This window comes from Chthoniobacterales bacterium (genome assembly GCA_018883245.1).
Taxonomy (GTDB): domain Bacteria; phylum Verrucomicrobiota; class Verrucomicrobiia; order Chthoniobacterales; family JACTMZ01; genus JACTMZ01.
Genome location: VEQL01000056.1, coordinates 1 through 12,626 on the forward strand (window position 1 = coordinate 1; position 12,626 = coordinate 12,626).

18 protein-coding genes are annotated in these 12,626 nt (G+C 60.3%); 1 reads left to right on the forward strand and 17 read right to left on the reverse strand.

Annotation, left to right across the window (positions count from 1 at the left end; translation table 11 throughout):
• Positions 1-279: 279 nt before the first annotated feature.
• The 15 genes from FGM15_12655 to FGM15_12725 form a co-directional block, all read right to left on the reverse strand.
• On the reverse strand, positions 280-1,524 hold the full coding sequence (locus FGM15_12655) for an AAA family ATPase (GenBank protein ID MBU3666708.1): 1,245 nt from the start codon (positions 1,522-1,524) through the stop codon (positions 280-282).
• Entirely contained in the window at positions 1,455-2,315 is an 861-nt protein-coding gene (locus tag FGM15_12660; GenBank protein ID MBU3666709.1) for a hypothetical protein, read from the reverse strand. Before FGM15_12660 ends, FGM15_12655 begins: the two co-directional genes overlap by 70 nt.
• An 82-nt stretch (positions 2,316-2,397) precedes the next feature.
• Positions 2,398-4,131, reverse strand: coding sequence for a hypothetical protein (locus tag FGM15_12665; GenBank protein MBU3666710.1), 1,734 nt, complete (start codon positions 4,129-4,131; stop codon positions 2,398-2,400).
• Positions 4,128-4,490: a hypothetical protein gene (locus tag FGM15_12670; GenBank protein ID MBU3666711.1), complete on the reverse strand. Its 363-nt coding sequence runs from the start codon at positions 4,488-4,490 to the stop codon at positions 4,128-4,130. Before FGM15_12670 ends, FGM15_12665 begins: the two co-directional genes overlap by 4 nt.
• Before the next feature lie 38 nt (positions 4,491-4,528).
• A complete protein-coding gene (locus FGM15_12675; protein MBU3666712.1) occupies positions 4,529-4,726 on the reverse strand; it encodes a hypothetical protein in 198 nt (65 codons plus the stop codon).
• Positions 4,723-4,905: a DUF551 domain-containing protein gene (locus FGM15_12680; GenBank protein ID MBU3666713.1), complete on the reverse strand. Its 183-nt coding sequence runs from the start codon at positions 4,903-4,905 to the stop codon at positions 4,723-4,725. The genes FGM15_12675 and FGM15_12680 overlap by 4 nt, the downstream gene beginning before the upstream one ends.
• 3 nt (positions 4,906-4,908) lie before the next feature.
• The gene (locus tag FGM15_12685; protein MBU3666714.1) at positions 4,909-5,100 is read right to left on the reverse strand and encodes a hypothetical protein; all 192 of its coding nucleotides are present in this window, start codon (positions 5,098-5,100) and stop codon (positions 4,909-4,911) included.
• Position 5,101: 1 nt separating this feature from the next.
• Positions 5,102-5,908, reverse strand: coding sequence for a PD-(D/E)XK nuclease family protein (locus FGM15_12690; protein MBU3666715.1), 807 nt, complete (start codon positions 5,906-5,908; stop codon positions 5,102-5,104).
• A gap of 63 nt (positions 5,909-5,971) precedes the next feature.
• The gene (locus FGM15_12695) at positions 5,972-6,535 is read right to left on the reverse strand and encodes a hypothetical protein (protein ID MBU3666716.1); all 564 of its coding nucleotides are present in this window, start codon (positions 6,533-6,535) and stop codon (positions 5,972-5,974) included.
• Between the two features lies 1 nt (position 6,536).
• Positions 6,537-6,941, reverse strand: a complete 405-nt coding sequence (locus tag FGM15_12700) for a hypothetical protein (GenBank protein ID MBU3666717.1) — start codon at positions 6,939-6,941, stop codon at positions 6,537-6,539.
• 265 nt (positions 6,942-7,206) lie between these two features.
• On the reverse strand, positions 7,207-7,563 hold the full coding sequence (locus FGM15_12705) for a hypothetical protein (protein MBU3666718.1): 357 nt from the start codon (positions 7,561-7,563) through the stop codon (positions 7,207-7,209).
• 205 nt (positions 7,564-7,768) lie between these two features.
• Positions 7,769-8,020, reverse strand: coding sequence for a hypothetical protein (locus tag FGM15_12710; GenBank protein MBU3666719.1), 252 nt, complete (start codon positions 8,018-8,020; stop codon positions 7,769-7,771).
• Positions 8,017-8,289, reverse strand: a complete 273-nt coding sequence (locus FGM15_12715) for a hypothetical protein (protein ID MBU3666720.1) — start codon at positions 8,287-8,289, stop codon at positions 8,017-8,019. Before FGM15_12715 ends, FGM15_12710 begins: the two co-directional genes overlap by 4 nt.
• On the reverse strand, positions 8,286-8,705 hold the full coding sequence (locus tag FGM15_12720; protein ID MBU3666721.1) for a hypothetical protein: 420 nt from the start codon (positions 8,703-8,705) through the stop codon (positions 8,286-8,288). The genes FGM15_12715 and FGM15_12720 overlap by 4 nt, the downstream gene beginning before the upstream one ends.
• A 243-nt stretch (positions 8,706-8,948) precedes the next feature.
• Entirely contained in the window at positions 8,949-9,203 is a 255-nt protein-coding gene (locus FGM15_12725; protein MBU3666722.1) for a hypothetical protein, read from the reverse strand.
• A 1,096-nt stretch (positions 9,204-10,299) separates the two neighbouring features.
• Here FGM15_12725 and FGM15_12730 point away from each other — a divergent pair.
• Entirely contained in the window at positions 10,300-10,890 is a 591-nt protein-coding gene (locus FGM15_12730; GenBank protein MBU3666723.1) for a hypothetical protein, read from the forward strand.
• 476 nt (positions 10,891-11,366) lie between these two features.
• Here FGM15_12730 and FGM15_12735 read toward each other — a convergent pair whose 3' ends face one another.
• Together FGM15_12735 and FGM15_12740 are read right to left on the reverse strand one after the other, a co-directional pair.
• A complete protein-coding gene (locus tag FGM15_12735) occupies positions 11,367-11,948 on the reverse strand; it encodes a M15 family metallopeptidase (protein ID MBU3666724.1) in 582 nt (193 codons plus the stop codon).
• Positions 11,933-12,139: a hypothetical protein gene (locus tag FGM15_12740; protein MBU3666725.1), complete on the reverse strand. Its 207-nt coding sequence runs from the start codon at positions 12,137-12,139 to the stop codon at positions 11,933-11,935. Before FGM15_12740 ends, FGM15_12735 begins: the two co-directional genes overlap by 16 nt.
• Between the last annotated feature and the right edge of the window lie 487 nt (positions 12,140-12,626).

Consider the following 12,626-nt stretch of genomic DNA (forward strand, 5'->3'; position numbering starts at 1 on the left):
GCCGCCGACCACCCACAGACCATCTTGCTGCGGCAGCTTTTGGCCGCTTACGGCCACGATCCATTGGCTTGAAAAAGCAGTCTTCACCCCGCCCTCCTTGCCGTTTCCCGCGCCTGCAATGCCCGCAGGTCGCGGGTTAGGTTGGTGCGCCGGAGAAAAATGTGAAACGTGCAACCCCCTATAGGGGGTATTGCACATTTCACATTTTCTGCTTTTCGTGAAATTGTGAAACTGTGTGAAATAGCTGCCGTTTCACATTTGCACACTTCTGTAACTCTCTTATTTTGAACCATCTTCTTTCTTTGCTTGGTGTTTGTGGAATTTCTCCGTGACCCGAAAAACGCCCTTTGACTCGCGCAAAAAACCCTCTTTTTCAGCCCTCGCGATTTTTGACTGAATTGTGCGCCAAACTACGCCGAAATATTGGGCCGCCGTTTCCTCCCATTCCCTCTTCTTCCGCGGCTCCGGCCCCCCGCGCTCGACAATGTATTGCAGCACCTCCGAAACGCTCACCTTGGTCCCCGGGCTGCGCTTCCCGTCTAAATCCGCCTTCCACTCCTCAAGGTCAAAATCCGCGTCCAGCTCGTAGCTCATCGTCTGCCGGTTGAGCACAAACCCCCGCGGCTCGAACCTCTCCATGTCGTTCGCCTTGCCCAGCGACAGCATGACCTTCCCCCAATCCTCTGGATCGGTGAACGTCACATTGATCTGCACCCGCGCCATCGTCGTGATGTCCTTGGCGCCCAAACTAAACGCCCCCTGGTCCCACCCGACCGCCCCGGCAATGTTGTTCTTGCCCGCCCTGGCGTGATGGATGATCACCATTGCCATCTCGTGATCCGCGGCCCGGCAGACCCGCATAAACGCCCGCACCGTGGCCCGCACCTCGGCCGGCTTGTTGATGTCGCCCGGATGGATGTCCCCGAAAGGATCGACCACCACGACCGTTGGTCCCACGTCCTCCAGCATCGCCTGCCAGCGCCCCAGATTGTCCTCGCGCAGCAGGATGTCCATGTCTTCGTCCTCCTTGAGCACATGAAAATGAATCCCTTGACCAATCTCGGTCCGCTGCTCGTCGGTGAACCGCGCCAGCATCAGCCGCAGCTCATCTTGCAACCGCCGCATCGAGTTCTCCGTGCCGACAAACAGCCAACGGTTAGCCATCCGGCGGCTACCCTTGGGCAACTCAAAGCCCAGCGGCGCCATCCCCGCCCTCTCCTCCACCGCGGCCTGCATGAGCAATCGCGACTTGCCCGTCCCGCCCTGCCCGATCACCGCGGTTAGCTGCCCGCGGGTGATAATCCCCGGCCCCCAGATGTGCTGCGGAGGCGGCAGCTCCATCTCCAGCAGCTCCGCGGCCGTCACCGTGTTGAACGCCTTGGCCGGCCGCCCATGCTGCTCGTCCTCCACCTGCCGGAACAGGTTGTCTTCCAGTTCGTCCCAAATGTCTCTGATCATGGTTTGAAGTAATAAATCTCCTGTTTTCTGCCGTCCTCGCGCCGTCCGCCCGGCGCCCGGACCCACTGCCACTTGAGCCAAAGTTTCGGGTCGTGGCCCAGATAGACCGCGTGCCGATACCAGCGAAGCTGCTCCGCGTCCGACAGCCCCGCGGCGTCGAACCACCCGTGCACCGACTTGCCCCCCGAAAACACGGCCAACCGCAGCGGACAGCGCACATGGTCAAGCGAGGAAAGCACCCGGCACTGCTCGTCCAGATCTGTGCCAAGGTCGCACTCCACGACCAACCAGCGCCGACGACGGCAAGCGTTCCCGCGGCACCGCGGCGACATCCGGCCCTCCGGCATCCGCCCCTCCGCGGCGCGCATGGCATTGGGCACGACAAACTGCATATTGGCGGCAAAATCCTCCCACTCCTCGAGCTGGCGCGTCTCGGCTTGGAACTCGTTGGCCCCCGCGCATACCCACGCCCCGCCGCGGAAAATCATCTGCCAGGCATCCCACGCCCCCACCCCGAGCCTCACCGGCTCGAATGGTTCCAACGCCTGCCGCTCGGCGCGTGCCGCACGATTGGGCAGCGGCCAATCCGGCAACTTCTCCCGCTCCGGCACCGGACCCGCCCCGACCGCACGGTGGGCATCACGCACCGCCCGCCGGATCTCCGCGGTAAAATCCCGCGTCTTATGCCAACCCATCCGCTCCGCGATCCGCAACAGCGTCTCTTCCAACCGCTCCGGCGACCGAAACCGCGCCCCGTAGAACGCCACCTTGTTGATCCAATCATGCCGCGGCATCCCGTCGGGCACGCCCTCAAGGAGGCGGCGCAGTTTGATGGGGTAGGAGTCGAGAATAGCCATTACTTCAAAACCTCCTCGAGAAACGCGCCAAAAAATCCGCCTATGAAGGCGCCCACAAGCATCCAAGCAAGGTCGCGGAAGGTCATTTCCCGTATGCCTCCATAATCTGCGCCGCGCACTCCACCGGCAGCTCCGGCAGCCAATCCGGCGCCGTGGACATGATCCGCCGCACCGTAGCCAGATCCCGCTCGGCCGTCTCGACCGGCACCTCGCACACGATCTCATCATGAACGTGCAGCACGACCGGAATCCCCGCGGCCTCAATGGCCAGCACCATGTCTGCCATCACATCCCGCGCCGTGCCTTGGATGAGGTTCTCGCAAAGTTTGCTGCCCCAATAGCGCACCCGCTTGCCGCTCTTGAGAATCTCGCAATCGCCGCCGCGCGGGTGGAAATACCGCAGCGGCCTTCCCGCCTTGGTGCGGATGGAAAACACGTCCTCGGCCCGCCCGAAGGCTTTGTCCAACCGCTCCCACAGTCCGACGATCCGCGGATTCGTCTGCCGGAACTCGTCCACCGTGGTCTTGGCGTCGATCTCGTCCAAATCCAAACCCGCCAGCACCTTGGCCACCCGCTGAAACGTCACCGCCCCGGCACCGTAGGACAGCCCCAGCACCCTCGCCTTGGCCAGCGCGTAAAGTTTCGGATGCTCCTTCTTGAGCGGCCCGCCGTCCCACATCATCGTCGCCCTGGCGTGCGCCTCGTAGAGCGCCAATCCCTTCCGCAGACCCGCCAGCAATTCCGTATCGCCCGAGAGCACCGCCAGCACTCGCGGCTCGATCTGCGCCAAGTCCGACACGATAAAAACCTTCCCCGCCTCCGGCTTGATGAGTCCGCGCAGATCCACCCCTCCCTCCGCATCGCGGCTGTTGAGATTCTGCATATTCAACCCGTCCGACCCCGACCACCGGCCCGTCACCGCGGCCCCGTAGTAGCGCAGCGCCCCGTGCAACCGCCCGTGCCCCGAGCGCGCCAGCATAGCCTCGATGACCGTGCGGGTGCGGTTGAGCCGACGCCACTTGTTGATCGCCCGCACCCACGGAACCTTCTTCTCGTGGGCATCCAACCACGCCTGCCACTCCTGCGACTTCTCCGCGGTCGTGACCGGCGGCTCGATCTCCAACCGCGCGCACTCCGCGAAAAGCTCCAAGCGCGAAGTCGGCGGCTTGCCCGCGGCCACCCAGGGGATCTTGGCGCCCGTCGCCTTGATCTGCTTGGCCAGCTTGTCCGCCGCGGCCTTCGCCGCCTCGGCATCAAACCCGATCCCCCGCGCCGCCATCATGCGCGTATGCCGCGACAGCGCCCGCTCCCGCTCCGGCCAACGGTGCGAGAACTTGCGCCACAGCTCGTAGCACAGGCGCGCGTCCTTGAGGGCGTAGTCTTCGACCTTCTCGCGCGAAGTGAATAAATCCCCGCCGCCCAGCAGCTCATCCCGCACCGACTTGTCCACCGTCACACCCAGCCCGACCCGGCAGGCATCTTTAAGCGAGCGCGGATATTGCAGGTAAGCCATCAGATCCGCCGTGCAATCCCACACTTTGGGCAACACAGGAATTTGGCACACCTGTTGGATCTGGGAGACCTCATGCACCTGCTCATCGAACGCCGCATTGTGCGACACCCAATGCGTGAACTTCGCCGCCTCGTCCCACGGTGCGTTCGACGGCTTGCCGGCATACTGCAAACCCTCGCCCCACATACTCACCGTATGCGCGCAGAACCGATGGTCGCGGACATAGGCCCACGCCCCCAGGTCGGACACCGAATACTCGCGCGAGTAATCGGTTTCGTAGTCGATGGCGAGGATGTTGGTCATCTACCCCTCCCCATTGCCACCACGGCCCAAAACTCGTCACGGGTGCATTTGCGCCGGGCGGATAACGCCAGCCGCCACTGCGCCAGATCCTCCGCGTGCACCTCCGCTTTGACCAACTCGCGCTCGGCTTGTGCAATGGCCTGCTCCAAGCAACGGCGGTCATCATTCCAAGCCGAATAGTCTTCAGGACACGCCTCAATCCTTGGATCTTCTGGATACCAGCGCCATGGCACGTTCACCGTCGTGTCCACAACGTCACCGTCTGGAAAATATGCCAGCTTGTCTTTCACAACAAACTCGCCCCAATCCATCATGTGATAGTGGCCGTCTTCAAATCCCGGCCCCTTGTATCCCGGCATGAGCGGCGAGTTTCCGCCTGTGACTTCAACGAAGATGCTCACGCCGCCTCCTTCCGGTTCCAATTCGCCACGATCTCATCCCGCTTGCGGCGGGCCTCATTCACGTCCTTCGTGCCAAGGTTCCACGTCTGCCGCTCCGTTTTCAGCGGGTCGTAAGGCGTCCAGCGCATCCACCATGTTCCGTTGTTGTTCCACAGGTGGCGGTTGGGGTTCGGTGTCCAGCGGTTCGGTTTCATTCCGGCACCTCCGGCAATTCCATCCAATGCGTTATGACGCTGTCGATCTCCTCGGATGTGTGAGCGTTCGTCCACACGTTGTTCCAGTAGACCGCGATAAAGTGGGCCTCGATATCGGTTGCCAGAACGCACCGTGCGTTGCCTGGCAGTTCCTTGTCGGCGGGTATCCAATTAGTCATGGCTCAATCCTCCTTCTCCAACGCATGACTCAGCGCCTCAAACGCATCCGCGTCCAACTCGCAACGCGGGTCGATTTCCACACCGAACTCTTTCCAGAGATCGGCTTTGGCGTTTTGGTCGCCGCCTTCGGCTAAGTTGATCAGCGCGTTGCGCCGGTCGTCTTGGGCGATGCTTTGATTTTTTGCCCAGCCCATTTTACTCGCCCCCTTTCCGCGGGTCATACCCCTTGATCCGGCGCCACAAGACGCACGCCGCCTTAAACGCCTCCCACTCGCCGCGCAGGTTGTCGTGCTTGCAGACTTCCATGCGTCCCGGCTCGGTCGTGGAGATGAACACGTTGGCCGCGGTCACGGTTTCCAACGCCTCCTCGCCCCACCGCGCCACGGCATAGGCCGCAAGCTGCATCCCCTGCCCGTCATAGGGTGTGGCCTCCTTGCCCGGATCGGTCTTGCGCGTCTTGTAGTCCAGAATGACCGGCTGCCCCTTCTTGCCTTGCCCGATCACATCGCAGCGGCCGGCGTAGCCTTCCGTTTCGTTGACCAGCACGACCTCGCGCTCGGTGAAGGTCAGACCCTTCTCGCGCTTCCAGTCGATCGTCGGCTGCACATACGGCAGCAGCTCGTCCTCGACCGGCTCGCCATCGAGGATCTTTTCTAAGGCATCGTGGATCTTGCTGCCCAAGTCCGCAGCCTCAACGACCTGCGTGAACGCCGCCTCGATGATGCGCCCGGTGTAGTAGTCCTCCGACTCCTTGCCGTCGGGCGGACTGGCAAACGCCGCCAGCGCCACCTGGTTAAGTTTCCATTTGTCCAACCCTGGCTTGGCAATGACGCCGAGAATGTTGGTCACGCTGGGCAGCAGGCCCAGCTTCTTGGCGTCCCGAATGGTCGCCGCCCGTAGTCCGTCGCCTTTTGACTTCGGCAACTGATGACACGGCTCGCCTGTTGGTTTATACCAATGCGATCCCGTGAGTCTTGCTTTCGTGTCCGCGAGAATGGCCATGAGGCTTGATTTGTGGGTTAGGGTGCCGGAGGAGGCTGCAACCTCCCCCGGCTCCCGCTTCACTCAGAACGGCGCATCGCCGTCCTCGTCATCCTCCGCAGCCGCGGGCGTCGTGCCGCGGGCCGGAGCCGCCCCGTCGCCATTGAGCAAGGCCGCAAACGCCGACAGCGGTTGCACCTTGTCTTTGGCCTCCTCGAGCACCGGAGCCGCCGACGAGATGACCGCGTAAGGCCGTCCCGTTTTCTTGGACTCCTTGTGCGCCACCGTGATCTGGGCGCCCGAGCCTTTCAGCTCGCAGTAGTCCCAGCCGTCCTTGGGCGCCTCGCCGGTCAACTGCGTGAGGAACCCGCGCAGCTTGGCCTTCTCCCCGTTCGAGATCCGCATCGCCGTCATGGGCGAGTCGCCGGTCTTGACCAGGTAGAGTTTGCCATCCTTGGCCTTGAAGCCGAAAACGAACGTCGTGATGTCCACCTTTTCCATCACGGTCGGGTCTTGGTATTTCGGACGCTCGACGTCGAACCGGTCGATCACATCCACGATGGTTGCGAGGTAGGTGCCTTTCGGCGCCAGTTCGGTGATGCGCGGGCCGAAGCCGGCCACGCCCTGCGGTTGTTGCAATACTGCCATGTTATTTGTTTTCCGTGAGGCTTGGTTGATTGCAGCAAGACGGCGCCTCAGTCGCCCCGCTGTCCGACCCGCGGCGAAGTCGCTCGACTTCCTCCCGCAAGGCCAAAAGTTCCTTCCACATCGCCACGTAGTGATGCGCGCAGACAAACGCGCACCACTTCCACCCGTTGCGTTTCCAAAAGACCACCGGCTGCAAAGCCGGATGCGCGTCCCTCTCGGCTTGCAGCAAGTAAGACGGCGAAAAAGTCTCCGTGCGTTTCACCTCGACGTGACACGGCAGATCCGTCACCACATCCGGTGAATCCGGCCCACCCGCAAACTGCACCCCGCGCCGCGCCTCGAACCCATGCTCGCGCAGGAGTTCGCAAAACTCGCGCTCCCCGCGCTTTCCTTTTTCACGCGACATGCGGCTCATAATTTTTCCCACCCTTCGACCTTGATTTTTGCCAACTCCACAGCCAGAAGGTCCGCTGCATCCTTATTTTTGTCCCGATCCGCAACAGCCTTCGCCGCGGCAGCGCGCCAGTTGTCCCGCTCGCGCTCAAGCCGCTCAATCTGGTCGCAAGCAGCGTCGATCTCGCGCCCGACAATCCGCGGACACGGCTGCTCAAAACCCTGATCGCCTCGCCGCCACCGGTTGAAGTTTCTCAGGAAAACGACTGTTTGATTTGTCACTTGCTGTCCTCCGTGGAAATGTGGCGACGGCTCAGGTCGCTACGCGCGGAAGTTTCCACGCGCCCCTCAGTGACCGCCGCAAATTGTGAAAGTGCATACTCCGCATAGTCGGGTAGGTCGCCCATCGCTCGCAGCGACGTCGCCAGCGCCTCCGCGCGCTCGCGCCATTTGTCTGCTGCCCCTGCTGCCGTGCGAAGCATGGCCTCTGCGCGAGCAGCTTTTTCGTAGCCAGCCTGCCGTTCAGACCGTGCCTCGTTGCGCTCGCGTTCCAGCTTGCGGGCGAACGCAACTTCATCATCCCACTGAATATCAGTGCGAAAAAAGAAAACGTCTGTTTCAGGCGTGGCGCTCATATCCCATGCCCCCTAAGCCAGCAATCAAACGCCTCCCAGACCCGCTTGTTCGGATTCTGACACTTGCGCTCCGATCCATCTTTCTTGAGCCACAAAGGGCCCAAATAGCGGTCGAAATCAAAGCGCCAAGTCTTCCCGCCTACTTTAATCTCGTTGTCGGGCATGTCGCAGACCGACACGATGGCGTCATTGAATCGCAGGCATTTCATTTGCTGGCCTCCTTTAGCCGATCAAATGCTGCAAGCCCGTCTTGAGCAAACGCCCGCCAATTCATTTGTGTTTGCTTACTTTCAAGCCTCACGGCAAAGGCTAAACTCTCCGCGCACTCGCGCCATTGGTCCCGCTCACGGATCAACACCGCCCGCTCCGCTTCATAAAGCGCAATCTGCGCGCGAGCTTCCTCGCCGTGCGCCGTCTCACCGTCACGGCCAAGGGCAAAAAATTCGGCAGCAGTCATAGCTCCAATGCCTCCGCTTCCGCCCGGCGTGCCTCGTTGGCCGCCTTTGCCAGCGCAATTTCCTTGTCGGCCTCATCGGCCAACGCCTGCAACCGCTGGCGCATCTGCAAATGCTCGCGCGTGGCCGTTTGTGCCGCACGATAAAGCTTTGCAACCTCATCTTCCAGCCGGTCAATCGTCGCGTTTTTCGATGCCAATTCCTCCCGCAGCGCCGCGATCTCGGCATCCTTCAGTCGGATAAAATCTTCCTCTTCCATGTCGTAAGTCATTTGACGCAATGATTTCGCAACACGATTCGGTAAATCTCCCGCGCATCGATTCCGCAGCCGACGAGCGAAAACCATTCTTGCCCCTGCAACGGGTCGTTGAACCACGCGCGCAACCGAATGTGTTCTTTGGGGTCGCGCGAATGCGCGATCACGGCGGCGCAATCCACCATGTAGCCACGGTCGTTGCGTTTGAATCGCGGCCACGCAAGGCACTTGTCCGTTTTCGTGATGAGGCCCGCTTTACAAAAGGTCACTAGATCGTCAACGGCCTGCTCAATCAACGCCCAGACCAGATTTTCGGCGGGATCACGGTCATCATCGCGTTTGGTTTCGTGCGTGTTGCGCACAAAGGTTGTGCGGTTATGGCTTTCGCCCGTTCCAAAAACGGCGCGGTCGGCATCGCTGTCGAAGATCATCGCAATAACCCTTTCACAACCCACCAAATGACAACCGCAGTCGCGGCAAACATGCCGACAGCCAGCATCAGTGCCTCGACGCGCGGATTCACGGCAGCAACTTCCTCCGCAGCGACTTCACGGCTTTGATAACGCGGGCGAACATCCCCGGCGCGCGACCATCCGCAAGGCGCTTGGCAACCTCATAAAAATTCGGGATGCAGGGACGTTCTCCCATACGATCAATCGTGCTAGGGCGGATACTCACGCCGCCACCACCTTTCTGCTTGCCTTGCGGCGGTTCTTGGCAGACTTCGGACGCCGCTTGCGCCTGCTCAAATCGTCCAGCGCAACTTGAATGTCCCGGCAGTGGTCGAGCACGCCGTTGACTCGTTTGTTGGCCAGCTTGCGCTCGGCGTCGATGCCCGAGTTCATGCCGATCTCGTAGCCGCCAAGCCATGCGAGAACGACGACGATGGCTGCTGCTGCGGTGATGAGGATGATGGTTAGGGTTGTCATGTGTTTGTGTGTGTTTGGTGTGTTGTGTATCGTGAACAGTTATGAAGTTTTCATTACGTTCCTGACAAAAAAAGGCACACGAGGAAGCCCCCTTGCTATGGCCCGACGCAGGACTTCGGATCGACCGCCTCTCGTGTGCTGCCCCAACCGCTCGGCCTCGGCAACAACCTCTGCCGGGAGGCGTATCGCGACCTGCTGCTTTTTTTCGTGTTTAGCTTTCATAAAAGTTCACCCATGACTAAACATGAAGTTCTAACATCTGCTCTAACCATGCGACGGCAACTTCTTCTGGTAAATGCCCTAATTCCAAGGCAATAGCCTCAATCTTGCATTGAACAGATTGAGGCACATGAACTTTTCTTACTGATCCACTATATGTCATATATAGTGGCTTCATAACACTCCCACAAGTTTTCATGGGCGCATGATCTTGCGTTTTCTGGTTCTTGGATTGAGCCGATGCTACCATATATTCGGTTGTTGATATTACTCGTCGAAACGGATTCTAGTGCTTCTTAATGTCCACTCGCGGTTGAATCGCTCGTCCCGCTCGCGGAGCATTGGAACGACCCATGCCCGCAGAACCATGGAAACAGAGCATCCCTTTTCTCGCGCCGTGCGCTCCAGCGCTTCATCGATGATGAGAGGCCAAGAGACTGTCCGGCACTTGTTGTCTGACTTGCTGGCGTTGATGTTTGGTGTGTTCATAATGTGCGTTAAACTGCATTGCACACATTCCATGTGATGCAAAGCAAAATAAGAGACCGCGCGGGCAAAGTCAATGTCTAATCAAAATATTTCTTCATGGGGGTTCATTGGCGATTTGCCTAGGTAAATCGCCAATTGTTAAAACGGACGTTTCACATAATTGAAAAAAACTTTGTAGGGAAACACCCCATGCGCCGCCACTTGGCCCCCACCCCTTTGACACGCCGCGCGCCCATGCGTGGCAACGATCACTCGGCGGTGGAAACGGTGGATGGCAGTATCCTGCACGCATGGCCATTTGGCCGATCCGCGCGCAACGGCGGCAATGCTCAAGTTTCGTTCGGCATACAAACCGCAAGCCTGCCTGCATCTTGGAGACTTCACCGACATGGCCGCGCTGCGCGCGGGGGCAAGGCGAGATGCCGATGATCCCGACCGCGCGGAGAGCATGGCGGATGACTTGCTCGCTGGTCTGTCATTCCTGCGCGAGTTGGAGCCGACCCACATTCATTTGGGCAACCATGAAGACAGGCTTTGCTCTCTTGCCCATAGCGGCAACGCCGTAGTGTCCTACGCTGCGGGCCAAGTGCTGGGACGCATTGATGACGCAGCCAAGGCCATGCGCGCCAAGGTTGTGCCTTATGACGGTCTGCGGCCAAGCGCCTGCACGCAGCTTGGCGACACGCTGTTCCTGCACGGAACTTTATTCAACGTCAGCGCAGCCCGCGACCACAGTGAGGCGCTCGGAATGTCATGTGTGTTCGGTCACACGCACCGGGTGGCGCAAGAGGCTGGCCGCTGCCAGCGCCCGGTTGTGGGCTATAACATCGGGTGCGGAATTGATTTGAACGTCGGGTATGCCAAGGGCAGAAGGCAAACCCTTGGATGGGCGCACGGTTTCGGGTTTGGCGAATACTGTGACAACGCTTGCACGGTCAACCTTGTCACGCTGTCGCCCCACTACCGCCTGCCCCTATGAGCCGCCAATTAACCAACGTCACCAAAGGCTTTGCGGCGACATTAACTAACGCCAAAAAAAGCAAAAAATTGGCAATGGTTAATGCGCCAAAGGGGGGGGGCAAATTGTCCCCCCCCTTGCCCGATACCGACCTTGCCAAGTGGTGCGAGGCGCTTGCCTCCGTCAGTTCGGGCCGTTGCGGGTCACGCGAAACTTCTGCCGCTCGCAGCGGCCTTCCGCGATCAAGCGGGTGAGCTTGGTGCGCAGGGTCGTGTCGCTCTCTCGCGTTTCCCGCCACAGGGCCGCGTAAACGCGGGAAACGCACTCCCACGATGCGCTTCAAACTCGACGGCCAATGGTGGCGACAAGTTCACTTATTAAAGTCTGGCTTCACTTTGTTGAATAGACGCGCGTCTTATTAAAGGTCGGGGCGGGGCCGGGCATTGAACCCGCAAAAGGAGGCCCGGCGACAAGCGCCGACCACCTACCCCGCCAAATTAAACAGGCAACTCGAAGTGCGGTCGGTCGGGCGTTTTCCAGCGTCCACCCCACACAAGCCCAAGGCTCTCGCCAATCTCGCCTGCCCGGTCGTAGTGCTTGGATTCCCATACGGGATTTTTCCCGTGGAACAAGGTCAAGTCGATGGCCCGCCCGCCGATGTGGCGGCTGCGACGCGTCCATGTCACGACCGGCCCCGGCTTTGTGCGTCCTTGGGCAAATAAAGCATCCTGCTCGGCCTGCGTGCGTGCGCCGCTGGTGACTTTGAACGTCAGCCCTTCGTCGGCAAGACGCTTGAGAAGTTTGCGCCCGAGTGTTTGCAGTTCGGGTTTAACGGTTGCAAGGTTCCGCGCGGATCTCGGATCAAGCTGCCACCCGTCACTTGCCTTTGGTGCGATTGTTGCGCTTGTCGGCTTCTGCGTGGATGCGCTGATGCGCTGCGGCGAGGACTTCGGCAAGGTCGGAGAGGTCAAGTCGCTTGACGATGGCAAGGGCGACGGCGCGGAGGTCTTGTTGCGGCCATTTCTTAATGCCGCGAATGAGGCTTTCAACCATTGGAATAAGTTCACTTTGATAAAGATTTAGGCTCGGGCAGTTGCCGACTCAGCGCGGCTTTCAAGACGCCCTGCCAGTTCGGCTCCCACTTCGCCGTCAGTTGCACGCGCATCCGCCCCAGTTGGCCCGTCTCCATGTTGCCCATCGGTGCAGGCGGCACGGGAAACGACACGCATCCGGCGAGCAAGAGCGCCGCGACCAGCGCAAGGGTGCGCATTATTTCGATGCGTCTTTGGCCGCGATCAAACCCCACCCGGCGGTCACCGAGGCCAGCAAAAGGCCGAGGTCGGGAATCTGTCCCGTCGAGAGATACGATTTCGCAGCGGTCGAAACTGCCGCGACGATGGTGAGGACGCCGAGTGCCGTGGTCTTGAAGTTCATAAGCAACTCGCGCAGCGTGTCAAAGCCATGCCCTGCGTCCCAAAATGCGAGAGCCGCCCGTTGCCGAGCGGCCCTGCATTTTTGTGGAACGCTAATGAGGAAATTATGGCTCCTTAAAAGTTTGCATGACTTCCTGCCCGACTTCCGCAAAAGTCCACGGGCAAGGCGTCCAGTCGCTACGCTGCGCGTCTGGGTCGAGAAGGAGAGTTGTAATCGCGCGCATCATCAGGTCATTCCGCCTTTTGCTCCGAGGCGGTCAGTTGCGCCTCGATTGCTTGCATCACGGGCAACACTACAATCGCCGCGTTCGCCCCGCCGGCGCG

Bases quoted from the DNA above. Each gene is read 5' to 3' on its own strand.
- FGM15_12660 (MBU3666709.1), bottom strand. From the start codon at position 2,315: ATGGCTATTCTCGACTCCTACCCCATCAAACTGCGCCGCCTCCTTGAG.
- FGM15_12665 (MBU3666710.1), bottom strand. From the start codon at position 4,131: ATGACCAACATCCTCGCCATCGACTACGAAACCGATTACTCGCGCGAG.
- FGM15_12670 (MBU3666711.1), bottom strand. From the start codon at position 4,490: ATGCCGGGATACAAGGGGCCGGGATTTGAAGACGGCCACTATCACATG.
- FGM15_12675 (MBU3666712.1), bottom strand. From the start codon at position 4,726: ATGAAACCGAACCGCTGGACACCGAACCCCAACCGCCACCTGTGGAAC.
- FGM15_12680 (MBU3666713.1), bottom strand. From the start codon at position 4,905: ATGACTAATTGGATACCCGCCGACAAGGAACTGCCAGGCAACGCACGG.
- FGM15_12685 (MBU3666714.1), bottom strand. From the start codon at position 5,100: ATGGGCTGGGCAAAAAATCAAAGCATCGCCCAAGACGACCGGCGCAAC.
- FGM15_12690 (MBU3666715.1), bottom strand. From the start codon at position 5,908: ATGGCCATTCTCGCGGACACGAAAGCAAGACTCACGGGATCGCATTGG.
- FGM15_12695 (MBU3666716.1), bottom strand. From the start codon at position 6,535: ATGGCAGTATTGCAACAACCGCAGGGCGTGGCCGGCTTCGGCCCGCGC.
- FGM15_12700 (MBU3666717.1), bottom strand. From the start codon at position 6,941: ATGTCGCGTGAAAAAGGAAAGCGCGGGGAGCGCGAGTTTTGCGAACTC.
- FGM15_12705 (MBU3666718.1), bottom strand. From the start codon at position 7,563: ATGAGCGCCACGCCTGAAACAGACGTTTTCTTTTTTCGCACTGATATT.
- FGM15_12710 (MBU3666719.1), bottom strand. From the start codon at position 8,020: ATGACTGCTGCCGAATTTTTTGCCCTTGGCCGTGACGGTGAGACGGCG.
- FGM15_12715 (MBU3666720.1), bottom strand. From the start codon at position 8,289: ATGACTTACGACATGGAAGAGGAAGATTTTATCCGACTGAAGGATGCC.
- FGM15_12720 (MBU3666721.1), bottom strand. From the start codon at position 8,705: ATGATCTTCGACAGCGATGCCGACCGCGCCGTTTTTGGAACGGGCGAA.
- FGM15_12725 (MBU3666722.1), bottom strand. From the start codon at position 9,203: ATGACAACCCTAACCATCATCCTCATCACCGCAGCAGCAGCCATCGTC.
- FGM15_12730 (MBU3666723.1), top strand. From the start codon at position 10,300: ATGGCCGCGCTGCGCGCGGGGGCAAGGCGAGATGCCGATGATCCCGAC.
- FGM15_12740 (MBU3666725.1), bottom strand. From the start codon at position 12,139: ATGCGCACCCTTGCGCTGGTCGCGGCGCTCTTGCTCGCCGGATGCGTG.